The organism is Saccharopolyspora gloriosae, assembly GCF_022828475.1.
Lineage (GTDB): Bacteria > Actinomycetota > Actinomycetes > Mycobacteriales > Pseudonocardiaceae > Saccharopolyspora_C > Saccharopolyspora_C gloriosae_A.
In genome coordinates, this window is record NZ_CP059557.1 from 2,936,652 (window position 1) to 2,959,566 (window position 22,915).

General features: G+C 66.2%; 16 protein-coding genes, 1 pseudogene and 2 CRISPR repeat arrays. Of the genes and pseudogenes, 8 read left to right on the forward strand and 9 right to left on the reverse strand.

Annotated features, from left to right (window positions below; genetic code table 11):
• Positions 1–1,506, forward strand: coding sequence for a complex I subunit 4 family protein (locus tag H2Q94_RS12515; RefSeq protein ID WP_243794822.1), 1,506 nt, complete (start codon positions 1–3; stop codon positions 1,504–1,506).
• 2 nt (positions 1,507–1,508) lie between these two features.
• Complete coding sequence (locus tag H2Q94_RS12520; RefSeq protein ID WP_243794825.1) at positions 1,509–2,927, forward strand: NADH-quinone oxidoreductase subunit N; 1,419 nt, start codon at positions 1,509–1,511, stop codon at positions 2,925–2,927.
• Between the two features lie 352 nt (positions 2,928–3,279).
• Here the strand turns inward: H2Q94_RS12520 and H2Q94_RS12525 are convergent, their stop codons facing one another.
• The 3 genes from H2Q94_RS12525 to sbnA all read right to left on the reverse strand — a co-directional run bounded on the left by H2Q94_RS12525 (position 3,280) and on the right by sbnA (position 6,991).
• The gene (locus tag H2Q94_RS12525; RefSeq protein WP_243794826.1) at positions 3,280–4,563 is read right to left on the reverse strand and encodes an aminotransferase class V-fold PLP-dependent enzyme; all 1,284 of its coding nucleotides are present in this window, start codon (positions 4,561–4,563) and stop codon (positions 3,280–3,282) included.
• Between the two features lie 86 nt (positions 4,564–4,649).
• The gene (locus H2Q94_RS12530; protein ID WP_243794827.1) at positions 4,650–6,014 is read right to left on the reverse strand and encodes an MFS transporter; all 1,365 of its coding nucleotides are present in this window, start codon (positions 6,012–6,014) and stop codon (positions 4,650–4,652) included.
• Entirely contained in the window at positions 6,011–6,991 is a 981-nt protein-coding gene (sbnA, locus tag H2Q94_RS12535) for a 2,3-diaminopropionate biosynthesis protein SbnA (protein ID WP_243795676.1), read from the reverse strand. The genes H2Q94_RS12530 and sbnA overlap by 4 nt, the downstream gene beginning before the upstream one ends.
• 1,093 nt (positions 6,992–8,084) lie before the next feature.
• Here sbnA and H2Q94_RS12540 point away from each other — a divergent pair.
• From H2Q94_RS12540 to H2Q94_RS12550, 3 genes are all read left to right on the forward strand, one after another.
• Complete coding sequence (locus H2Q94_RS12540; protein ID WP_475274424.1) at positions 8,085–9,593, forward strand: ISL3 family transposase; 1,509 nt, start codon at positions 8,085–8,087, stop codon at positions 9,591–9,593.
• Positions 9,594–9,833: 240 nt separating this feature from the next.
• Positions 9,834–10,709 (forward strand): helix-turn-helix domain-containing protein, encoded by an 876-nt coding sequence (locus tag H2Q94_RS12545; RefSeq protein WP_243794828.1) that lies wholly within the window; start codon positions 9,834–9,836, stop codon positions 10,707–10,709.
• 19 nt (positions 10,710–10,728) lie between these two features.
• Entirely contained in the window at positions 10,729–11,127 is a 399-nt protein-coding gene (locus tag H2Q94_RS12550) for a DUF397 domain-containing protein (RefSeq protein WP_243794829.1), read from the forward strand.
• A gap of 121 nt (positions 11,128–11,248) precedes the next feature.
• A CRISPR array of direct repeats spans positions 11,249–11,949; the repeat unit is 29 nt; unit sequence GTGCTCTCCACGCACGTGGAGGTGATCCG.
• A gap of 218 nt (positions 11,950–12,167) precedes the next feature.
• Here H2Q94_RS12550 and istB read toward each other — a convergent pair.
• From istB to H2Q94_RS12580, 6 genes are all read right to left on the reverse strand, one after another.
• Positions 12,168–12,965 (reverse strand): IS21-like element helper ATPase IstB, encoded by a 798-nt coding sequence (gene istB, locus H2Q94_RS12555; RefSeq protein ID WP_243789831.1) that lies wholly within the window; start codon positions 12,963–12,965, stop codon positions 12,168–12,170.
• Entirely contained in the window at positions 12,965–14,197 is a 1,233-nt protein-coding gene (istA, locus tag H2Q94_RS12560) for an IS21 family transposase (RefSeq protein WP_243795678.1), read from the reverse strand. Before istA ends, istB begins: the two co-directional genes overlap by 1 nt.
• 121 nt (positions 14,198–14,318) lie before the next feature.
• Positions 14,319–15,323: a CRISPR direct-repeat array (repeat unit 29 nt; unit sequence CGGATCACCTCCACGTGCGTGGAGAGCAC).
• A gap of 170 nt (positions 15,324–15,493) precedes the next feature.
• On the reverse strand, positions 15,494–16,543 hold the full coding sequence (locus tag H2Q94_RS12565; protein ID WP_243794830.1) for a tyrosine-type recombinase/integrase: 1,050 nt from the start codon (positions 16,541–16,543) through the stop codon (positions 15,494–15,496).
• The gene (locus tag H2Q94_RS12570) at positions 16,540–16,785 is read right to left on the reverse strand and encodes a hypothetical protein (RefSeq protein WP_243794832.1); all 246 of its coding nucleotides are present in this window, start codon (positions 16,783–16,785) and stop codon (positions 16,540–16,542) included. Before H2Q94_RS12570 ends, H2Q94_RS12565 begins: the two co-directional genes overlap by 4 nt.
• A 1,206-nt stretch (positions 16,786–17,991) precedes the next feature.
• Positions 17,992–18,639: a TetR/AcrR family transcriptional regulator gene (locus H2Q94_RS12575; protein WP_243794834.1), complete on the reverse strand. Its 648-nt coding sequence runs from the start codon at positions 18,637–18,639 to the stop codon at positions 17,992–17,994.
• 106 nt (positions 18,640–18,745) lie between these two features.
• Positions 18,746–19,909, reverse strand: coding sequence for an IS30 family transposase (locus tag H2Q94_RS12580; RefSeq protein ID WP_243795642.1), 1,164 nt, complete (start codon positions 19,907–19,909; stop codon positions 18,746–18,748).
• Between the two features lie 342 nt (positions 19,910–20,251).
• Between H2Q94_RS12580 and H2Q94_RS12585 the strand changes: the two genes are divergently transcribed.
• From H2Q94_RS12585 to H2Q94_RS30490, 3 genes and pseudogenes are all read left to right on the forward strand, one after another.
• Entirely contained in the window at positions 20,252–20,446 is a 195-nt protein-coding gene (locus tag H2Q94_RS12585; protein ID WP_243794837.1) for a ferredoxin, read from the forward strand.
• 26 nt (positions 20,447–20,472) lie between these two features.
• Positions 20,473–20,553 (forward strand): annotated as a pseudogene (locus H2Q94_RS30930) (hypothetical protein); the annotation flags it as partial.
• A gap of 146 nt (positions 20,554–20,699) precedes the next feature.
• Complete coding sequence (locus H2Q94_RS30490; RefSeq protein ID WP_258718691.1) at positions 20,700–22,898, forward strand: cytochrome P450; 2,199 nt, start codon at positions 20,700–20,702, stop codon at positions 22,896–22,898.
• The last annotated feature ends 17 nt before the right edge of the window (positions 22,899–22,915 follow it).

Consider the following 22,915-nt stretch of genomic DNA (forward strand, 5'->3'; position numbering starts at 1 on the left):
GTGCTGTCACTGATCGTCTTCCTCCCGCTGGCCGCTGCGGTCGCCCTGGCCGCGGTGCCCGCCTCGGCACCGCGGCGCGTATTCGGGTGGAGCTGGATCGCGATCACGGCGGCCGATCTCGCCCTGGTCGTCGCGGCCTGGATCGGCTACGACGCCGGAACCGGTCTGGCGTATGAGGAGAATCTGAGCTGGATTCCCAGCGCCGGAGTCGGATACCACATCGGTCTCGACGGACTCTCGCTGCCGCTGATCGCGATGACCGCACTGCTGTTCCTCGCTTGCGCGGTCTATTCGCTGCCGCACACGCAGCGAATCAAGAGCTTCGTGCTGCTGTTCCTGTTCCTGCAGACGGTGAGCCTGGGACTGTTCACCGCGCTCGATTTGATCCTGTTCTTCGTCTACTTCGATCTGTCCATCGTGGGCATGTACTTCGTCATCGCCGGATGGGGCCACGGCAACGCACGCCAGTCCGCGCTGAAGTTCTTCCTCTACACCTTCCTCGGCTCGCTGGCGCTCCTGCTCGGATTCATCGGCCTGTACTTGGCCGCCGAACCCCACACCTTCGACATCCTCGCGCTCACCCGGGCGAACCCGTTGGCGGGCAGCGGGGCCTACGGCGGACTGGTGCTGCTCGCGATCGGCGTCGGTCTCGCGGTAAAGACCCCGATCGTGCCGTTCCACACCTGGCTGCCACCCGCACACACCGACGCCCCGGCCGCCGGATCAGCGATTCTGGCCGGAGTGCTGCTGAAGATGGGCACCTACGGATTCGTCCGCATCACGATGCCACTGCTGCCCGACACGTGGCGCCAGTACGCGGTGGTCATCGTCGTCCTAGGCGTGCTCTCGGTGCTCTACGGCGCACTCGTGGCACTGGCCCAGGAGGACTTCAAACGGATGGTGGCCTACACCTCTGTCAACCACATGGGATACATCGTCCTCGCGGTCGGCGCGGCCGGGACCCTCGGCGGTAGTGATGCGCAAGCGCGATCGTTGGCCGTGACCGGTGCGGTGACCCAGATGGTCAGCCACGGCCTGCTCACCGCCGTGCTGTTCCTGCTCGCCGGGCTCTTCTACGACCGTCGCCGCACCTACGACATGGGCGCCTACTCGGGCCTGGCCGGTCCGGCGCCGGTCTTCGCGGGGACCACGGCCCTGGTCGCGTTCGCCTCCTTCGGCTTGCCCGGCTTCTCCGGGTTCATCGCCGAGTTCCAGATCTTCACCGGCAGCCTCGCCTCCGCCACCGTCGCCACCGCACTCGCACTGCTCGGAATCCTGATCACTGCGGGACTGTTCCTTCGGGTCTTGCACCGGGTCTTCCTCGGGCCCCTGCGGGTACCCGATTCGCCCGGTGCGGCCCGTGGGTTCACCGATCTGCGACCCAGCGAGGCCACCGCGATCCTGCCCCTGCTGGGACTCGCCATCGTCATCGGCGTGCTGCCGCGCTTCCTTCTCGACGTGATCGAACCCGCCGCGATGACGTTGATCGGACTGGTCAGCCGATGAACATGAACGAGAACCCCGCCGCGCTGATCCCCGAACTCGCGCTGGTCGCCGGAGCCGTGCTCGGTCTGCTGCTGGGCGCCTGGCTGCCGCGACAGCGGCAATGGGTGGTACGCGTGCTCGCGGCCACCGCCTGTGTCGTCGGCCTGGCCGCCACCGTCGTCGCGATGCGGTCGGCTCCCGAGACGGTGTTCGGTGACAGCTTCGTCGTGGACACCGCGACCAACGCGGTCCGGTTCATCGTGCTGGCCGCCACCTTGCTGGCCCTGTGTCTGTCGATCGACACGGTTGACTCCCAGCACCGGGAGACCGAGTTCTACGTGCTCGTGCAACTCGGCGCCCTGGGCACGATCATGCTCGTCGGCGCGGCAGATCTGCTGCTGCTCGTCGCCGCCTACCTGCTGGCTTCGCTGCCGCTGTACGCGTTGGCCGGCTTCGCCAAGGACTCGCCGGGGACGGAGGCCGCGTTGAAGTACTACCTCATGGGCGTCTTGTTCGGTGTCCTCATGCTCACCGGCATCACCGTCCTCTATGGCGCGGGCGGGGCCACCGAATACGCCACGCTTGCACGAACGCTTCCAGTCGCCTCGCACGCGGCGGTCGCCGTTGGTGTGATCGGAGTCCTTGCCGGGCTGCTGTTCAAGATCGGCGGTGTACCGGTGCACTTCTGGGTTCCCGACGTCACCGAGGGCGCCACGACACCCGTCGCCGCGTTCGTGACCACCGTTCCCAAGATCGGCGGGCTCGCCGCCATCTACCGGCTCGTGGCCGAGGCACTGCCCGCAGTGAGCGTTGACTGGCCACTGCTCGTGGCGATTCTGGCTGCCGGGTCGATGACGCTAGGAAACCTCGCCGCGTTCTTCCAAGACAATGTTCGCCGCCTGCTCGGCTACTCCACGATCAGCCAGGTCGGATACCTGCTCATGGCGGTCGCGGTGGCGATTCGCAGCGACCTCGCGCTGCCCACCCTGTTGTTCTACCTGGCCGCCTACGCGGTGACCAACCTCGGTGCCTTCGCGGTGGTTGCGGAACTCCCGCACGCGCCCCGGATCACCGATTACCGCGGACTTGCCCGTCGCCATCCGGGGCTGGCGGCGGTCCTAGTCGTGTGCCTGCTGGGCCTGGTCGGCACACCACCTACCGCGGTGTTCCTCGGCAAACTCGGCGTATTCGCCGCATCTATCGACGGGGACCTCGCCTGGTTGGCCATCCTTGCGGTCATCAACACTGTCGCCAGCCTTTTCTACTACCTCCGCTGGATTGCCCCTACCTTCCTCGCGGCGCCCGATTCCGAGGGGAACATGTTGGTTCCTGCGGGACTGTGGTCGGCGGTCGCCGCCTACACCGCCGGAACCGCCTCCCTCGTCCTAGGTGTAGCGGGAGGCCTCGCGATCTCCCTGGGGGCCGGCTCGTTGCTGCCGTAGAGGGAAGAGGCGGAGTCCGGAGTGCAAGTCGTAATCACCTCTCGGCCGAGTTTTGGGGAGGTCACGCCAGAACCGGCCGACGAGCTCGTCGGCTGCTGGGGCGCGGTAAGCAACGCTGGTGGGGCTGCGGGGTTTCCGTTTCTGCCTGTCGATGCGGGGTACGTCGGTCCGGTCGCGGAAAGCCTGATCGCTTCGCTGGAATCCCCGCAGCAGTCGGCCGGTACTGGCAACGTGGCGTCGGGGTAGCCGCCGCAGCGGCTACCCCCAACGCAGGTAGTCGATCGGCCCACTTCGGATCCGCTGTCGTGACGACTACTCAGCTCCGGGCTGAGTTATCGGCGTACTTCCCGTCTCACGCGCGAAAACGATCGGCCGCGTCGCGCAGAGCCACCGCCAGCCGGTCCACGTGTTCACGTGTGGTGAACAGTGCGGGTGTCACTCGGACGCAGCTTCCGCGTAGCGGCCCCTCGCGGGCGACGGTGAAGATGCCGTGCTCTTGCAAGAGGTAGTCGGCGATGGCCTCGTTGTCCGTCTCCGTCGTCCGGCCGGTGATCCGGAAGCTGGTGATGGCGCCGTACATCGACGGTTCCTGTGGAGTGAGCACTTCGATGTCGGTTCGGTCGGCGACGGCGGAGACCCAGCGGTCACGGAGATAGCGCAGCCGCGCCTGTTTGATCGAGCTCCCCAGCGATTGGTGGAAGTCCAGCGCGGTTGGGACCGACAACACGCACGCGACGTCCCGAGTACCGGAGACCACCCGCGACCGAATGTCGGTAACGGGGTAGGACTCGTCGGCGAACGCTGGGTCGATCGCGTCGAGGCGGGATCGCCGGATGTAGAGGAATCCGGTTCCCAACGGGGCGCCGATCCACTTGTGCAGGGAGAATCCGGCGAAGTCGGCGTCGAGATCGCTGATCGTGAAATCGAGCTGTCCCCAGGAGTGCGCGGCGTCGACGATGACGTCGATGCCGTGGGACCGTGCCATCGCGGTGATCTCGCGGACGGGGGTGGCGAGGCCGGTGCGGTTGTTGACGTGGGACAGCAGCAGCAGTTTCACACTCGGGTGGTCTCGGAACGCCGCGGCATAGGTGTCCAGAACGGCTTGCCGAGTGGCGGGCTCCGGCAGTGCGATGGAGACGACGTCAACGCCTCGCCGGTCGCGTAACCAGTCCATCGTGTCGATCATGTCCGGGTAGTCGAGGTCGGCGTACATGACCGCATCGCCGGGCCGCAGCTCGTGGTAGCCCGCGATCAGGTTCTGCAACGCCTCGGTCCCGCTCTGAGTCAGCGCGATTTCCTCTGTCTGCGCACCGAGTAGCGCGGCGATCCGTTCCCGGATCTTCTCGGACTCAGGTTTGAACGCGTTGCGCAGCAGGTGCGAGTTCTGTGCGTTCAATCGGTCCACGTTGTCGTGGAAGGCTCGGCGAACGGTATCGGGCATGATCCCGTAGTAGCCGTTCTCCAAGTTGATGAACTCGTCGCTGACGGTGTAGCGCTGCGCGACTCGTCGCCAGAATTCTTCGTCGCCCGCGAGGGCCTCCGGGCTGACGCCCGCAGGTGGCCTGATCGGCCCGTCTTCGTGGCCGGGCGATGCGGAGCAGGCCGAGACCGCCCCGATGGCGGGTAAGGCTGCCATGCCGGTGAACATGCGGCGTCGAGACAGGTTCATGGGCAGTTCTCCAGTTCGAAAGACATGGGGGATATCGGTGCCGCGCGGTCGGCTCACCGTCGTCCGCGTGCAGGCGTGTAGTCGGTGTGGACAGGGCCGTAGGGCTCAGATGGCCGGATTAGGATTGGCGCGGTCCGCTCGGTCGCGGGTTCGAGAACTCCGCTCATGCTGCGCAACACCGGGGGATGCGAGGCTTCCGCGTGGCTGCTCGCTCGTTCGGTGAGTTCGGCCTGGTTCGCGCGGAAGCAGCACAGGCAGGCCACTGCGCAGGCCACGCCCATCAGTGCGATCGACAGCGGTGCTGGAAACACGACGGCCATCGGCCCTGCCAACAGCGGCCCGGCGGACTGCCCGACGAGCAGGAAGCTGTTGGCCGAGCCGACATAGCCGCTACGACGCGCGTCGGGAGCGTGTTGACTTACGTGGAAGAACAACGACTGGGCCAATGCCGCGAAACTCGCCCCTTGCAACAGCCGCAACACGATCAATCCCACGGCACCGAGCGGGAGCGCTTGCGCTGCGATGCTGAGCGCGCATCCGGCGGAAGCCCAGATCAGGGCGCGCACCGGACGCTGGAGATGGTCGTTGTGACGCCCCCACCAAAACGACGCGATCAGCGTTGCGCCCCACGTCAGAGACTGGAACACGCCGACCCACAGCTCCGCGTGCCCGGCGGGGAAGGTCTGCTGCACATGGGTGGCGAAGACGGGGATCAACCCGTAAACGCCGAGGTAGGCGGCGATGGCCGCCACTGCCAGCGGAACCATCCCCGGGAGTTGCCAGAACCCGGTTTTCGGCGCCGAGTCGTCGCGCATCGTCCGGCGCGTGGGCTCGGGTGCGTGTTCCGCGCGGAGACCCCACCCGCATGCGGCGGCGAGCAGGACGGCGAGCACGGCGATGGTGGTCATCAATGCGCTGAGCCGGCCGGCGCCGACCAGGAGCCCGCCCAGCAGCGGTCCGGTCAACGATCCGGCCGCGGTGGCGCTGAAGGATTTGCCCAGAGCCGAGCCTCGCTTGCCGGCGGGTGCGGCCGATCCGGCGAACGCCTGGGCCGCCTCGACGACACCACCTAGGCCGCCTTGCAACAGCCGTCCCAGCACCAGCACGACCGGGTTAGTCGCCGTGGCCATGACGAGCATGGCCAGCGCGAGCCCGACCAGAGCACGCACCACCATCCAATGCTGCCCGACCCGGTCGCCGAGGCGACCCCACAGCGGGGTCGCCACGGTCAACGCGAGCGCGGGCGCGGCGATCGCCACTCCCGCCCAGGTTTGGACTGCGGCGAAGCCTTGCACGCCCAACCCTTGGACATAGAACGGCATGACCGGCACGAGCATCATCAGTCCGGCGGTGTTGACGAACTGGCTGGCCCACAGCAGCACTAGATTGCGCCGGTGGGTACGAGCCGAGGTGCTCACGGTGCCTCCGCCAGATCGGCTCGGGCAGCGTCTGCCTTCACCTCGTCCACCCAGGCGTCGTCATAGACCGAGTCGAGATAGCGCTCGCCGCGGTCGGGCAGCAGAGCGACCACCCGGGCCAGCCCGGTAACACCGGCCAAAAGCTCCTCCAACGCGGAGATGACCGCGCCGGAGGAGCCCCCGGCCAAGATGCCCTCCGTCTCGGCCAAACGGCGGCAGCCAGCGGCCGAACTCGCGTCCGCGATGTGGAATACCTGGTCGATCTCCTCTGACTTGAAGATCTCGGGTACCCGGCTGGCGCCGAACCCGGGGATGCGCCGTTTCCGCGGAGGCGTCCCGAAGATCACCGACCCGACGGCGTCTACCGCGACCGCCTTCAGCTCGGGATGCGACTCCCGCAGCCGCCGCACCGTGCCGTGCAGAGAACCCGTCGTGGACACCGGGCCGACCAGGTAATCGATTGGACCATCGACTGCATGCAGGATCTCGGCACCGACGGTCTCGTAGTAGGCACGCCAATTCCGCTCGTTCGCGTACTGGTTGATCCACACCACGTCCGGGTCAGCGTCGGCGTAGCTGCTGGCTCGGAGCACCCGCGTCTGCAGGTAGCCCCCGGCCGAGTCTTGCTCGGTCACCATGTCCACGTCGGCGCCGAACAGTTCCAGCAGCCGCAGGTTCGTCGGTGACGTGTTCGGGTCGACCACCGCGGTGAACGACATCCCGTGCATCCGTGCCGCGACGGCCAGCGCGACGCCGAGGTTGCCCGATGTGCTCTCCACGATCCGCATGCCGGGCCGCAGCGAGCCTTCGCGTACCCCCTGCTCGATGATGTAGCGCGCAGGACGGTCCTTCATGCTCCCGCACGGGTTGAGCATCTCCAGCTTTCCCAGAACCTCAACTCCGGGGCGGGGGAAGCACCGCTGCAACCGCACGAGCGGGGTCGAACCAACACAGTTCAGGACAGAGTCGGACACCATCGCACACCTCCCGGCTGCCGTGGCGAAAGCGCGACAAGGCAGCCGTGTAGTAAGTGGGGAATGACACCATCCGCCAATGACGGAGGTGAATGTGAGGAGAACTTCCAGCAAAAAGAGGGGCCTGTCGATTGACGGCATCCACTCGTTGGGCCGAAAGCTGAGAATAAAGCCCTGTTGTCTCAGGATAAGTTCAGGAAACTCTTATCGAGACAGTGGCTGAGGGTGTGGATCAGGTGCGCGAAACGCCGAGGGAGATCAGCAGGGTGAAACCAGCGAAGGGGCGCGCTGGTCGCCGGGACCGGGCGTGGACACGCCACCGTGTGGTCGTGTGAGCGCTTGCGAGCAGGACCACCAGCACTGCGCCCAACAGACCTGTTACGTCTAGCGGGACGCTCGGCAGTGCGCCCTGTAGCCAGTCTCTGACCTGGGCTCCTGCGTTGTGGCACACCATGAATTGGTGCGACTGATGACCATGTTCGCCCTGGTCAGCGGAGCTCCCGTCGACCTCATCGGCAACGGTCGGCGGTGCTGCATCGAGGTTCGGCGCGGCAGCTGAACCAGCGGCCGGTCCGGAACTGCTCTCGGCTGCCGCGGTAGCCGGCGCGGCCGGCGAATGATGCGGCGGCAACGCGCACATCAGGAATGCTGAAAGCATGAGCAGGGCGAGCAGTCCTCGCTTCCGCATCAATGTCCTCAGCATGACCCCACTGTAGCGAACCTGGATGCTGCACTTGGTTGGGGTGAAGGTTCATCGGCACTAAGGAGTGAGCCTGCTTAATGTGCTCACTCTTCAGGAGTTCATCTTGAGACGATCGACAATCGGTTGCTTCCGAGGGCAGTTGGCTCCGGCGACAGAGGTTGCTTTGGTTGGCGAACTGGGTTGGTCGCCAGAGAGGGTTGTCCCATCGTGTCGCCGACCAAATCAGAATCGGCAGGTGCACGCGGTGTGACCGGATGGTAAGGCCGTCAGCGTCCGGCGCGTCAGGCCGAAACACTTTCGGCCGGCTCTGGTCCGGATTCGGTGGTGACGATGCGTGTCCGATTCGGTGCTGTGCCAGGGTGAACGCCGTGCGCTAGTGATCAACTTCTTGCGTTGGTGTTCTCGGGGCTGTCGTCTCTGGTCCTCGATGGCGTCGACGATGAGGCCGGGGTGCTCGTGGTGCGGGCATCGACGCGGCCCGGTCCTGTGGACTGCCCGGACTGCGGAGTGGCGACGGGGCGGGTGCACGGCTATGTCGTCCGGCAAGTGGCCGATGTGCCGGTTGACGGGCGGCGGGTGCTGGTAAGGCTGCGGACTCGACGGATGCGCTGCGGGCATCTCGGGTGCGTGCGGCAGACGTTCCGTGAGCAGCCCGTCGGCATCGTGCAGCGATATCAGCGTCGAACTGCTCGGCTGGCCGCGCACGTGGCGAGCGTTGCGCGGGAATTGGCCGGTCGTGCCAGCGCCCGGGTCCTGGCCGCTGTCGGTGTGGTGCTGTCGAGGCAGACCGCGTTGCGGGCGCTGCTGCAGTTGCCGTTGCCGGCCAGTTCGGTACCCCGGGTGATCGGGGTGGACGACTTTGCCCTGCGTAAGCGGCAACGCTACGCCACCGTGATCATCAACGCGGAAACCGCCGAGCGGGTTGACGTGTTGCCGGGCCGCAAAGCAGAGGTGCTGGAGGCCTGGCTGCGGGAGCATCCCGGTGTGGAGGTGGTGTGCCGGGATGGTTCGGCCACCTATGCCCAGGCGATCCGTCGAGCCCTGCCCAACGCGGTGCAGGTTGGCGATCGCTGGCATTTGTGGCACAACCTCGCCGAGGCCGTGTTGAAGGAGGTCGCCGCGCACAGCACCTGCTGGGGCAAGACCGGTCCGCCACTGCGCGAGGACGCGCGAGCGGTGACCACCCGCCAACGCTGGCAACAGATCCACGACCTGCTCAAGCACGGCGTGGGGCTGCTGGAAATCGCACGCCGACTGAACCTGGCATTGAACACAGTGAAGCGATACGCCCGCATCAATCAACCCGACCGGCTTGTTCGCGCACCGCAGTACCGGCCCACCCTCGTCGACCCATTCCGCGACTACCTGCGCAGCCGCCGCCGCGAGAACCCGGCCGTGCCCGTCCATCAGCTGCTGGCAGAGATCAAACAGCGCGGCTACACCGGAAGCCACAATCTGCTGTATCGCTACATCACCCAAGGACGAGTCGAATCCGACCGGCCAGCAATCTCTCCGAAGCGACTCGCACGCAACCTGCTCACACGCCCGGACAAGCTCCAAGATCACCAGCAGGAACGACTCCAAGCCGCCGTGAGCGCCTGCCACGAGATGACGGCGCTGGCCGGCCTCGTCGGTGACTTCGCGGCTCTGCTCACCCCGGCCACCGGCAACGACGACCGTCTCAGCGACTGGATCGCCCGGGCCCGAGCCGAGGATCTACCCCACCTGCACGCCTACACCCGCGGACTCGAATTCGACCGCGAGGCCGTCAATGCCGCCCTCACCCAGCCATTCCACAATGGACGAACAGAAGGAGTGAACACCAAAACCAAGATGATCAAGCGGCAGATGTACGGCCGCGCGGACTTCCCCCTCCTGCGCCACCGCATCTTGCTCGGCTAACGCCACCCAGCGCTACCACCGGATCCGGACCAGAGCCGTTCGGCCGACAGACCCCGAGCTGGACGGCTACATGGACCGGCACCGGCTCTAGCTACATCAAGACTTGATGAACGAAGCGTGATGCATAAAAGCTTGGTTAACAAGCCTTGAGAATTGGTGCAGGGTCAGCCTCGCGTTACTCTGTGCGTGCCTTGGGACTCTGGGCTTCACTGATCGCGCTCGACTAGGAGGTCCGTGCTCATGGCAGCGACGGTTCGCACCGCCAAGAAGTTGCTGCTCGGGCGGGAAATTGCGCACATGATCGACGGCGCGGGCCTGTCGCAAGGCGAGGCGGCCAAGCTGATCGAGACAAGCCAGTCGCGTATCGCCCTCTTGATCAACGGCGGTGGCAGCATCTCGCCTGGCGACCTGCTCCTGCTCGCCGACAAGCTCGGGTTCGGCGACGAGGGTTACAAGGAGGCTCTGCGCGAGCTGCGTCGCGACAACCACAAACGGGGTTTCTGGACGACCGGGCACAACCGCGCATACTCGGAAGACCTGCGACTGCTGGTGGACTTGGAGAAGCACGCCGACCAGATCAGCTCCGCGCAGGTCGAAGTGATTCCCGGACTGCTGCAATGCGAGTCATACGTCCGTGCGCAGCACTCTGACCGGGCGGAAGCCGGTGACGTTCCGCTGGAAGATCAGATCAAGGCGCGCTTGGCGCGGCAAGACATCCTGGACAAGGCCGAACCGCCGGTCGTGCAGTTCGTGCTCTCCGAGTCCTGCCTGCGTCGGGTCTGGGGTGACTCCGAAGTCATGCGCGAGCAGATCGACTACTTGATCAAGCTGTCGAAACGATCGAACGTCCTGCTGAAGGTCATACCTTTCGATCAGCCCGCCGGCCGTCGTTCCCCGATCGCGTCGCCGTTCACGCTGATCCACGCACCCTCGCCCGGCGCGGCCGGACCACTGGAGCTGGTTTACGTCGAAGGCGAAGGCGAGATCAGGTACCTCGACGACGCGAAGGCCCTCACCGCGCACCAAGCAGCCTGGGCCCGCGTCTCCAACGCCGCGCTACGGTTCGAGGAGACCCGCAAGTTCCTGAAGTCGGTCCTCCAAGACTTCAGGAAGTGAACACCGAGGAGCGAACCCGATGACCAGCGCCCCGCCCGCCTTCACCGAACCCGACTTCCGCAAGGCGAGCGCCAGCCAGCCGAACAAGGAGTGCGTGTGCGTCGCCCGGAAGGACGGCTGGGTCGAGCTCCGCGACGACAAGGCCGCATTCGGCGCAGCTGACGACCTCCGCCTGGTGTTCACGGAGGCCGAGTTCGATGCCTTCTTAGCGGGTGTGCGCTCGGGGCGGACGGCTGACCTCTGCTTGGAGATGGCGCGACGCGTAGACGGGACATACACCTTCCGCCGTTCCATGCCGCAGCCCGCTGGCCGAGGCGCGGAGCTGGAGTTCACTGAGGATGAGGTCCTGGCCTTCCTGGACGGTGTTGGTCGAGGTGAGTTCGATCGCGACCGTCGGGCTGCGGCTGTGCTCGTGTAGCTCGACGTCCCAATCCATCCTTGTCAGCACCGGCCATTGAGAAGTCGAAAGGCGCTACGGTCACCGAATGCGGGACTCCGAAAACGAACAACGGCCCCTGTAAACACCCTGGTCGCGAAGGGTGCTCTCCACGCACGTGGAGGTGATCCAGCACCATCAGCACCGACGGCCACATCGGCAGCGTGCTCTCCACGCACGTGGAGGTGATCCGTCGGCCGGGATGGATCAGGGCCGCGCAGGAACGTGCTCTCCACGCACGTGGAGGTGATCCGTATGGCGCAGGGCCTCGAGGAACTCGCGTGCCGTGCTCTCCACGCACGTGGAGGTGATCCGCTGTTTACCAAGCCCCATAACCGCAGGTCAGCGTGCTCTCCACGCACGTGGAGGTGATCCGATGGCCATCGAGCACCACAACGGCATGGGCGGGTGCTCTCCACGCACGTGGAGGTGATCCGGTCAGGCAGACCGTGGAGCGGTACTACAGCAACGTGCTCTCCACGCACGTGGAGGTGATCCGGTCCTCGCCGGATGGAGCAAGCACTTCGACGGGTGCTCTCCACGCACGTGGAGGTGATCCGAACACGGCCGCACCCGCGAGCGCGAGCTGCGAGTGCTCTCCACGCACGTGGAGGTGATCCGCGCGGATGCAACGCGCTGTGGTGACCTCCACCGTGCTCTCCACGCACGTGGAGGTGATCCGCCAGCGAGCGAGGCGCACCGCGCAAGGGTTTCGTGCTCTCCACGCATGTGGAGGTAATCCGGCGGCGTTGATCGCGCACCACATCACCCCCAGGTGCTCTCCACATACGTGGAGGTAGTCCGTGTCGAGGCCAATCAGCTGGAGAGAGGTTAGGGACTCTCCACTACGCCATCCTCACCGACGAGGTCCCGAAAGCGACCAGACCACCTCCAAGCGTGTGGAGAGCACGCCCAGGCCGTCCTGCTTCCCGGTGGTCATCGCGGACAACCTCTATGTGTCAACTCCGGTTCAATCGTGACCCGGTTGTTCCGGGTGAATGTTGACCCACCCGGGTTGGTTGTTAGTCGTTGGTCTTGGTGGCTGCGGGGACGCGGCCGAGGTCTCGGTCTTTGAGTCGGTAGCTGTCTCCTTTCATGGAGACGACCTCGGCGTGGTGGACGAGGCGGTCGATCATGGCTGCTGCGACGACGTCGTCGCCGAAGACCTCGCCCCAGCGCCCGAAGGGCTTGTTGCTGGTGACGATCAGGCTCGCTCGTTCATATCGGGACGAGACGAGCTGGAAGAACAGGTTCGCCGCTTCGGCCTCGAACGGGATGTAGCCGACCTCGTCGATGATGATCAGCGGGATCCGGCGGAGCTTGACCAGTTCGGCTTGCAGGTTGCCGGCGTGGTGGGCCTCGGCCAGGCGGGAGACCCACTCGGCGGCGGTGGCGAACGCGACCCGGTGACCGGCCTGGCAAGCGCGCATGCCGATCCCGATCGACAGGTGTGTCTTCCCGGTGCCGGGCGGCCCGAGAAACACCACGTTCTCTTTGGCAGTGACGAAATCCAAGGTTCCGAGGTGGTTGATCGTGTCGCGTTTGAGGGAGCGTTGGTGGTCGAAATCGAACTCTTCCAGGGATTTCCGCGACGGGAACCTCGCGGAGCGGATGCGGCCCTCACCGCCATGAGACTCCCGTGCGGCGACCTCGCGTTGCAGGCAGGCGGCGAGGAATTCCTCATGCGTCCAGCCCTCATCGCGGGCTCGTTGCGCGAGCCGTTCGACCGCGCCTGCCAGCGAGGGCGCTTTGAGGGCGCGAGTGAGATAGGCGATCTCGCCGGCGACGTTGCGGCCACTGGTCGTGGTCGTGGCGGCCATCAGGCGATCTCCTCAGCACTGGTGAGGCCGAACATGCGGTCGTAGTCGGTCAGTTCCCGGTGTTCAACCGTCGTATCGGTCTTGCCGGGCGCAGCGAGACGACGGGACCGGCGCATCTCGACGGCCGCGGCGGCATGGACCGGGTCGGTGATGCTCTGGTGATCGGCCCAGCATCGAACATGCCGGGCCAGCTCGGTGTCATCGCAGGTCACTGTCACTTCGTCGAGGTTCGCAGCGACCTGGACGCGGCGACCGACCGCTCTCGGGTGCACCGAGTAGTCGTTGGAATCCAGTCGGACGTAGTGATCCCGCGGCAACCGGGTACTCAGCCGCCATCCGGTCACCGGCGCGACCGGCGGCAGCACCAGCATCGCCGAGCGATCAGCGCCCCAACGGTCGGCCGGCCTGCAACCCAGCCTGCGGTGCTGACGCTGATTCGCCCGCAACAGCCAGCCCTGTAGCTGCGTGTTGAAATCCGCCGGGCCAGTGAACGAACGTCCGGGCAAAAACGACGTTTCCAGATACCCGTTCGCCCGCTCGACCAGCCCTTTCGCTTCTGGATCGCCTGGACGGCACTGGATCACCTTGATGCCCAGCGTTCCCCGGAATGCGTGCATCGCTTCCGTGAGCTGGGGTTTCCCGCCACGCCACTGCCCGACCGCGGACTCGTTATCCCAGACCAACGCCTTGGGAACCCGGCCCCAGCCACTGATCAAGGCCCAGTGCCCGGCCAGCAAATCCGCCGACTGCCGCGACGGCAGCATCACCGCCGTCATGACCCGCGAATAGCCACTGACCAGCACCAATACCGGCGGCCGGCCAATCTGGCCGAACCCGAGCGGCACATCAGCCGGTGGAAACCACAGATCACACTGCGCCAGCTCGCCCGGCTGATACTCCGTGCGCGACGCAGGATCAGCCGGTTTGAACAGCGGCCGCAACTGCGCGACCCGCTCGAAAAACACCGTCTTCCCGCGCTGCCAGCCGACTCGCTCCATGATCACAGACGAGGGCATCTCCGGGAACTCCGCCAGCAACGCACGGATCTGCGGCTCGACCGCATCCACGACCGACCCACGCGCCGCCCGCTCATACAACGGCGGCCCATGCGACGCCAACGCCTTCTTCACCGTGTTCTTCGAGATCCCCAACCGACGAGCGATGGCCCGAATCGCCATCCCCTCCGACCGGTGCAACCGACGAATCTCCGCCCAGTCCTCCACGCTCAACACCTCATGATCGTTCATGGGTGGGTCAAAACTCGCCCGGAACCAGAGGGTCAGTCTTCAACCGGAAGCGACACTATGTGCGTGGAGAGCACCCAACACAAGACCGGCACAGGACCGGGAAGCGCGGATCACCTCCACGTACGTGGAGAGCACGCTGGTCACGCATCCGAACCGATGACCACACCTGGATCACCTCCACGTGTGTGGAGAGCACAACAGCAGGAACGCCACCAGCCAGGACAGCACCGGATCACCTCCACGTGCGTGGAGGGCACTAGCACAGTGGTAGAGCGAGGGTGTACCTCTCCGGATCACCTCCACGTGTGTGGAGAGCACCGCCCGGCCATGCCGAACGTGGTGCGGACGGGCGGATCACCTCCACGTGCGTGGAGAGCACGGGCGGGCGGGCCGCACTGCCGTCCGTCCGGCTGGATCACCTCCACGTCCGTGGAGAGCACGAGAACGAGTCGCAGAACCAGTTCCTCGGCCTCGGATCACCTCCACGTGCGTGGAGAGCACCCCATGACCGCCGGATCCGACCGGTGCAGCCCCGGATCACCTCCACGTGCGTGGAGAGCACGGCCACGGCCGCAGCGTCGATCCCCGCACGATCGGATCACCTCCACGTGCGTGGAGAGCACGGATCCCCGTGGCCCTGCGAGTCGAGCACGCCCGGATCACCTCCACGTGCGTGGAGAGCACAGGTACTCCAGCAACTCCCGGATCTCGGCGGCCGGATCACCTCCACGTGCGTGGAGAGCACTCGTGTCCTGGTGCGCCCGGCACGCCATCCCGCGGATCACCTCCACGTGCGTGGAGAGCACAGCTCGACGACGGTCGTCGCGCGGCTCAAGGACGGATCACCTCCACGTGCGTGGAGAGCACCAGTACAGCCCCGCAACAGCCGTTCGAGCAATCGGATCACCTCCACGTGCGTGGAGAGCACACCTAGCCCTGACTCCTCATCCATGTCATTTGCGGATCACCTCCACGTGCGTGGAGAGCACTTCCAGCGCGCACTCGACGCACTGCCCGCCGGCGGATCACCTCCACGTGCGTGGAGAGCACACGGCGTACGCCAACCACCACTGCAGATCGGTCGGATCACCTCCACGTGCGTGGAGAGCACCCTTCGCGACCAGGGTGTTTACAAGGGCCGTTGTTCGTTTTCGGACTCCCGCATTCGGTGACCGTAGCGCATACCTACTTCTCGATAACCGGTGCTTTCGGGGGCGGGGTTGTCTCCTCTGGTTGCTGGGTTGTTGTGTGAGTGATTGGTGGTGTTTCTGGTTGTTGTGGTTACTGCTGGCTTCGTGGGTGTGGTGTGAGGGGGTGGTGTTCGCCGGTGAGTGCGGCTAGGGCGATTGCGATTTCGTCGAGGCCGGCACGGATGTAGGTCGTGGTGGTGGCGCCGTCGGTGTTGTTGTCGGTGTGTCCGGCGTAGGCGCGGGCGATGGCGTAGCCGTGGTGGCGTTCGACCCAGGTGAGGGTGGTGTGTCGGAGCCAGTGGGTGCTGATTTGTTGGGTGGCGGCCCAGGGGAGGTGTCGTCCGATGCGTGTCCAGAGGTGGTCGTAGCGGCGGGTGGTGATGGGTTGTCCGTTGCGGTAGCGCAGGAGTTGTCCGCCTGTTTGGGTGGCGCCGCGGTGGTGGGCGTGTTCTTGCAGGTGGTGCATGAGTGTGGGTGAGATGGGTTGCCAGCGGACGGTGCCGCCTTTTTCGTGCAGGAGGATGAGGCATTGGTCGGGGTCGAGGTCGCGTGGGCGTAGGGCGAGTGCTCCGGCGCGGCGGCAGGCGGTTTCGGTGTGCAGGCGCAGGATGAGGGTGTCGAGGGTGGGGTCGTTGCCGGTGGTGGCGGCGATGTGGTTGATCTCTGCGAGTCGGGCGTCGGGGAGTCCTCGGCGTGTGCTGGGCAGGCGCCGTGGTTTAGGGACGCGGATGGCGGGGTTGGCGGCTTGGGTGATGAGTTCGTCGGCGACAGCGTGGTTGTAGATGCAGCGCAGGGCGGCGATGAAGTGCTCGACGGCGCTGCGTCCGCCGCGGGCGTTGCGTCGTTGTACGACCCCGGTGCGGATGTCTTCGGCGAAGTGACGGATTTCCAGGGGCGTGGGTTCATTCAGGCGGCGGTGTCCCCAGTGTTCGACGATCCGGTTCCAGTAGGACTGATAGACCCGTCGGGTTCCGGTGGAGACGGCGTCGGCGACTTTCGGGACGTAGTCGGCGAACGTGGGTGCTGACGGGCGTGTTTCGGGGGTGTCGACGAGGTCTTCGGGCGTGACGCCCATGCGGGACAGCAGCAGGCGTGCGGCGTCGAGTTCTGCTGAACCGGGGGAGGGGTGTTCGGTGGTCATGACGGGTCACCACCAGTCAGCTGTGTGTGCAACGGAGACAGCATCGCGTCCAGCGTGTACACCGATTGCACGATGAGGAGGTCGGCTGCGGGGTCGGCGGTGAGCAGGGCGCGGTCGCCGATGCGGATCCGGCAGCGGGTGCGGGCCGCGGCGGGAACGAGGATGGTGCTCGCGCGTGCGGGGAGCTGGTGGACACCGGTGGGGTCGGGTCGTAGCAGCACCGAATCGGAGATGACGTGCATCGAGATGTGCTGGCCGGCCGACCATCCGAGTGCTTCGAGTAGGAGTTGGTCCGAGATCCGTCCGGAGCCGTCTACTCGTGCCAGCCCGTAGAGCTTCCGAGGTCCTTCGGAGGGAGGTGGCTCGGCGACCGGCAAGCCAGGCCCGTTCCCGTGCTGCGGGATCGGTTTCGATTGATGGGACTGGCCGCGGGGAGGGACCAGTCCGGCCACGACACCTTCAGCCACGGCCATCACCCCAGCCGCCACCCAGACAGGCCACAGCCTGGACATGACGAAGGCCATCGCAGCAGGAAACCTGCCGCGATGGCCTGATCAACAACTCTGCGCGTTGGGGAAATCGCACGCGTTTTTGTGTCCGAGGGGGGACTCAAGTCCCGCTGCGTAGCGGATCCGCGCAAAGCGCGTCTCCATACTGCGATCGTAACCTCTCTTTTGCGGTACTGGCGGGCACGCTTCGGGGCCGCCAGTCACGGGATGCTGCCGACTTCTAAACGGGTCGACGAGTCTGCAATGAAGACCCTGCTGCGCGCAGTCCCGGTCTGGCCGAACCAGCTGGGCGGCGGACAAGTGCCGCTGGCCTGCGACCCAAGCGGACAGTGAAGGGTCACGGCGGTTCGGGATGTTCTGGTGGATCTGTTGGTCGTTGTTCCCGGCAGGTTTCTCTTTGCCAATCGAGAATCCGCGGAAGTCGAAGTACCTGATGTTCGTGAACGGAGCTGTGCCGATGTTGCGGCGAAACAACGTCCGCCCGTTGCAAGAATGGCCCGACCCGTACGGCACGCGCAGCAGGCTTCCGCTGTTCAGGTGGTCGGCCACCTCGCGCAGTTCGGGATGCGCTGTTCCTTGCACGTGGCGCACCTCGAACCGGCAGCCGTAGCGAGCCGCCACCGGTCGAGTTCGAGCTCAGTGGTATTGCCGTCGTCCCTTGATTTCGCCGGGCAGGTCTTGAGTCGGGCGCGCGGCTGAAGTCCGCCCAACGGCGGTTCCGCCTGCGGGTGGTGTTCGAACACGTGCTGGTCATCGCGGTGTCGGCCGCCGTGATCGAGAGTTGCGACTGATCGCGTCAGGTTCGTAGTGCCTCCGACGGTTTCCTCGTGAGGACGGTGATTTCTACGGTAGTGGAGCTGTCCGCGCAGTCGGTCGTGCGGTGAACGCGCGGCTGCGGTTCCGCCGCCGGACCCGCCGGCCAGCTCGCTCGGGCAGCACTCAGTCGATGGTGGTCACGGATCGGGTGAGTTCCTCGATGAACTCGTGCACTCCGCCCTGCGGCCACACGTCGCGCACGGACATGTCGAGCATCAACCGGCCGTGCACGGCCGACCACAGCGAGAGCGCGCCTTCCTGCGGTGATTGCGTCAGCCGCATGCCTTCGGCTGCCAGTCGGGTCACCGCCGCGTGCCACCGCTCGGCCACTTCGGTCGTGTCGGGTCCCTCGTCGCCCAGGAATTCCGGGGGAACGGTGAAGATCAGCCGGAATCCTCCTGGGTTGTCCTGGGCGAACCGGCAATAGCCGTGGGCGATGGCGGCGAAGCGCTGCGCAGCCGAGTCTCCGGCCGCTTCGTCGTCGGCGCGGTCCATCGCGGCCAGCAGCTGGTCGAACAGGCTGTGCACGGCCGCGCGGCTCAGGCTCTCCTTGTCCGGGAAGTGCCGGTAGATAGAGGGGGCGGTGATGTTCGCTTCCTTGGCCACTTCGCGCAGCGACAACGGGATGGGGCGCATCCGCTCTTCGTCGGCGATCAGCCGGAGCATCGCTTCGAGGATTTCCGTGCGCAACTTCCCGCCCTCGCCGCGGGCGTTGCGCGGCCTGTCTCCCGTGGACGCGGGCGAATCGGTCGAATCGGTGGGTGCGGCCATGTCTTCAGGTTCGCACAGCGGCTCGCCGGAGGAAGCCGTGCCGCACGCCGATGGGCCACGGGGAGCTGCTTGGCGGATTCTTGTGGTGGTCGCAACGCCTGATGGTTTATGTGGTGGTGAGTAGATCACGGAGGCGTTGGGCTGGGGTGTGCCAGCCGAGTGTTTTGCGTGGTCGGTTGTTGAGTTGTTGGGCGACGTGTTCGAGGTCTTCGGGGCTGTGGATGCGGAGGTCGGTGCCTTTGGGGAAGTATTGGCGCAGGAGTCCGTTGGTGTTCTCGTTCGTTCCGCGTTGCCAGGGTGAGTGGGGGTCGCAGAAGTAGACCGGGACTCCGGTGGTGATGGTGAACTGTTTGTGTGCGGCCATTTCGCAGCCTTGGTCCCAGGTCAGGGAGCCGCGGAGGTGTTCGGGCAGGGTTTTGATCAGGGGGATCAGGACGTCGCGGACGGCTTCGGCGGTGTGTCTGCCGGGCAGGTGTCCGAGCAGGACGTAGCGGGTGGAGCGTTCGACCAGGGTCACGATCGCGCTTTCGCTGCGGGTGCCGACGATCAGGTCGCCTTCCCAGTGGCCGGGCACGGCCCGGTCTTCGATCTGTGGTGGGCGTTCGGAGATCATCACCATGTCGTCGAATCGGGGCGTGCGCTGTTCGGGGCTGCGGTGTAGTGCGCGGCGGGTGCGTCCGGTGCGCAGCGCGTCGGCGAGTTCGCGCCGTAACCCGCCTCGTGCCTGGATGTAGATGGCTTGGTAGATCGTTTCGGGACTCACCCGCATGCCTTCGTCGTCGGGGAACTCGGTGACCAGAGCGTGACAGATTTGCTCTGGTGACCATCGTTGCTGCAGGCCGGCGGTGACGTAGTCGCGTAACGGGCCGTGTTGGGCGAGTTTGGAGGCCTTCGGGCGTGCGCGGCTGGCGGCCCATGCCCGCTGCGCCCGGTGCGGCTGATATTCGCCGGCGACGCTGCGGTTGTCGATCTCGCGTTTGACCGTGGAGGGCGACCGGCCCAAAACACGCCCGATCGCCCGCAACGACTCGCCCTGCCGCCACAAGTCAGCGATCGTTTCCCGTTCCGTCACCGTCAAAAACCGGGGGTGCAGCTCAGCTTCGACCACCGCCAACGACAACACTGATCCACTAGTCACAGCGGTGTTGTAGTCGATCCTGTGCCCGTCCGGGTGCACCCGGGCATCACCGATCTTGCGGATCCCCCGATCCCAATCAGCGGCAGTGCGCACATGCACCCCGACCCGTGCCGCAGCATCCCGCCTCGACACCCCGGACCCACGCAACTCGTCGTAGACCGCCCGGCCGGGATGCCCACGCCTGCCCGGTTTCCCACGACCACGAACACCCGCCCTCTTCGCCCACCCGAACGCCGTCGCAGGAGCCACCCCGGCCACCCGAGCAGCACCCGCAATACAGCCCCCTTCACCCTCCAACACCTCGAAAAACCACGCCTTCAACCCCGCAACAACCACGACCCCCACAACCCCTCAAATCCAAGGCGTTGCAAGGACCGCTAGAACCCGCACTTTTCAAGAAAGGTAAACATCTGTAAAGTTACGGGCGTAATCTGAACTTGTCGGAGCTGTCCGGCTCTTTCGTCAGGAGCGCCCGTGCAGATCACCATCGAAGAGGAGAAGTGCTGCGGTGCCGGTCAGTGCGTGCTGGCCGCCCCGGGGGTCTTCGACCAGCGCGACGAGGACGGCGTCGTCGTCCTGCTCGACACGGACCCCGGTGCCGACCAACTGGAGAACGTCCGCAACGCCGCGAACCTGTGCCCCGCGGCGGCCATCGAGGTGCGCGAGTGACAGCGGTACCCCGGGAGATCGTCGTCGTGGGTGCCTCGGCGGCAGGTCTCGCTACCGTCGAAGGCCTTCGGCGGGGCGGTTACGACGGGCGGCTCACCGTCGTCGGCGACGAGGCCCACCTGCCCTACGACCGGCCCCCGCTGTCGAAGCAGGTGTTGTCGGGGAGTGGGGGATCGGGAAGCTCGCACTGCGCGATGCGGCGGTCTACGAAGACCTCGGCGTCGAGCTCAGACTCGGCTCCCCGGCTTCCTCTTTGGACACCTCCGCCCGCGAGCTCCGCTTGGCGGACGGCACCGTCCTCGGTTACGACGCGCTGGTCGCTGCGACCGGTGTGCGGGCCCGCGCTCTGCCGGGTGTTGAGGGCATCGAAGGGGTGCACTTGTTGCGCACTCTCGAGGATGCGTTGGCGTTGAAGGAATCGCTGGCCTCGGCTCCTCGGCTGGTGATCGTCGGTGGCGGATTCATCGGGGCTGAGGCTGCCGCTGTTTCCCGTGGATCGGGGTGTGCGGTCACCCTGATCACCGATCAGCACGTGCCGTTGTCCGACGCCGTCGGCGCCGAGATCGGCGCGATGCTCACCGAGATCCACCGGGACCACGGGGTCGACGTCGTCGCCGACGCGATGGTTGAAGGAGTCCGCAGCGACGGCGGCCGCGTCACCGGCGTGCGGCTGGTCGATGGCCGCACCGTCGACGCCGAGGCCGTGGTGATCGGCATCGGCACCCTGCCCAACGTCGAATGGCTCGAAGGCACCGGTCTCTTCATTGGCAACGGCGTCGAATGCGACGGCACGCTGCACGCCGGACTCGGAGTGTGGGCGGCCGGAGACGTGGCCGCCTTCCCCGATCCGGCCAGCGGGGAGCGGATCCGCATCGAGCACCGCACCAACGCGGGCGAGCAGGGCATGGCCGTGGCCCGCAACATCCTCGCCGGTGCCCGCGAGGCGGAACCGTTCAGCAGCGTGCCCTACGTCTGGTCCGACCAGTACGACCTCAAGATCCAGATCTACGGCCGCAGCAGAGGGGCCGATCGCATCCACGTCGTGGACGGCAGCCTCGCCGATCGCAAGTTCACCGCCCTCTGCGCCCGCGACGGCCACGTGACCGCCGCCATCGGCTCAACATGGTCCGCCCGCTGCGCGGCCTGCGTCCGGTGGTCGCCGACCGCACCGAATGGGAGACCGCCGTGGCCGCGCGCACCTCAGCCGCTTGACGAACACCCCACCACACTAGGAGTAGTCGTGACGACGACCGAGTCCACCGAAACACCCCGGTTCCCGCTGACCCGGGGATGCCCGTTCGCCCCGCCCGAGAAGGCCGTCGAGTACCGCGCGGAAGGGGCTCCCCGGCGCGTGCAGATCTGGAACGGCGCCCAGCCTTGGCTGATCACCCGCCACGACCAGATCCGCGAGGTGCTCAGCGCGACCGACCGCTTCGGAGCCGACGTCACCAACCCCGGGTTTCCGAACACCAGTGACGCTCAGCCCTACGTGGAGGGTGAGCTCTTCTTCCGCAAGGACGGGCAGGAACACCTGCCGTTCCGGCGCATCCTCAACGGCGACTTCACGGCGAAGCGCTCCGAGGCCCTGCGCCCTCGGATGATCGAGCTGACCGACCGGCTGATCGACGACTTGGAGCAGGGGCCGCGTCCGGTCGACCTGATCGAGAAGTTCGCGCTCGCCCTGCCCACCGTCGTCATCTGCGAGGTCCTCGGCGTGCCGCCGGAGGACAGCCCGCGCGTGCACGAAGCCTCCAAGAAGACGGTGCAGCTGAGCATCCCCAAGGAGGAGAAGCTCGCCGGCATGCAGGACATGCACGACGTCCTGGAGAAGCACGCGGAGCGCAAGCGCGCCGAACCGGACGACGGCCTGCTGTCGCGCCTGGTGAACACCCACGTCGACGAGAGGGGCGACTTCGACTTCGAGTACGCCGTGCGGCTGGGCATGCTCGTGATCGGCGCCGGGCACGAGACCACCGCCAACATGATCGGGCTCGGCATCCTTGCGCTGATGCGCGAACCCGAGAAGCGCGACATCCTGCTGTCCGACCCGGACAAGTACGCGCCCACCGCCGTCGAGGAGATGATGCGGTACTGGAGCATGGTGCAGACCGAGCCGCGCCGGGTGTGCTTGCAGGACACCGAGGTGGGCGGGGTGCTCATCCGCGCCGGTGAGGGCATCATCTGCAACCTGCCCGCCGCCAACCGCGACCCGGAGGTCTTCGACACCCCCGAGGTCCTGGACATCACCCGCGTGCAGCGCCAGCACATCGGGTTCGGCTTCGGCGTCCACCAGTGCCTCGGCCAGAACCTCTCGCGCGTGGAGATGCAGGTCGCCTGGCCGCGCTTGTTCCAGCGGTTGCCCGGTCTGCGGCTGGCCGTGGACGAGAGCGAGCTGCACTTCCACGACGACGCCCTGACCTACGGCCTCGAAGAACTCCCGGTCACTTGGTAAGCGCGGAAGAAAGCGGG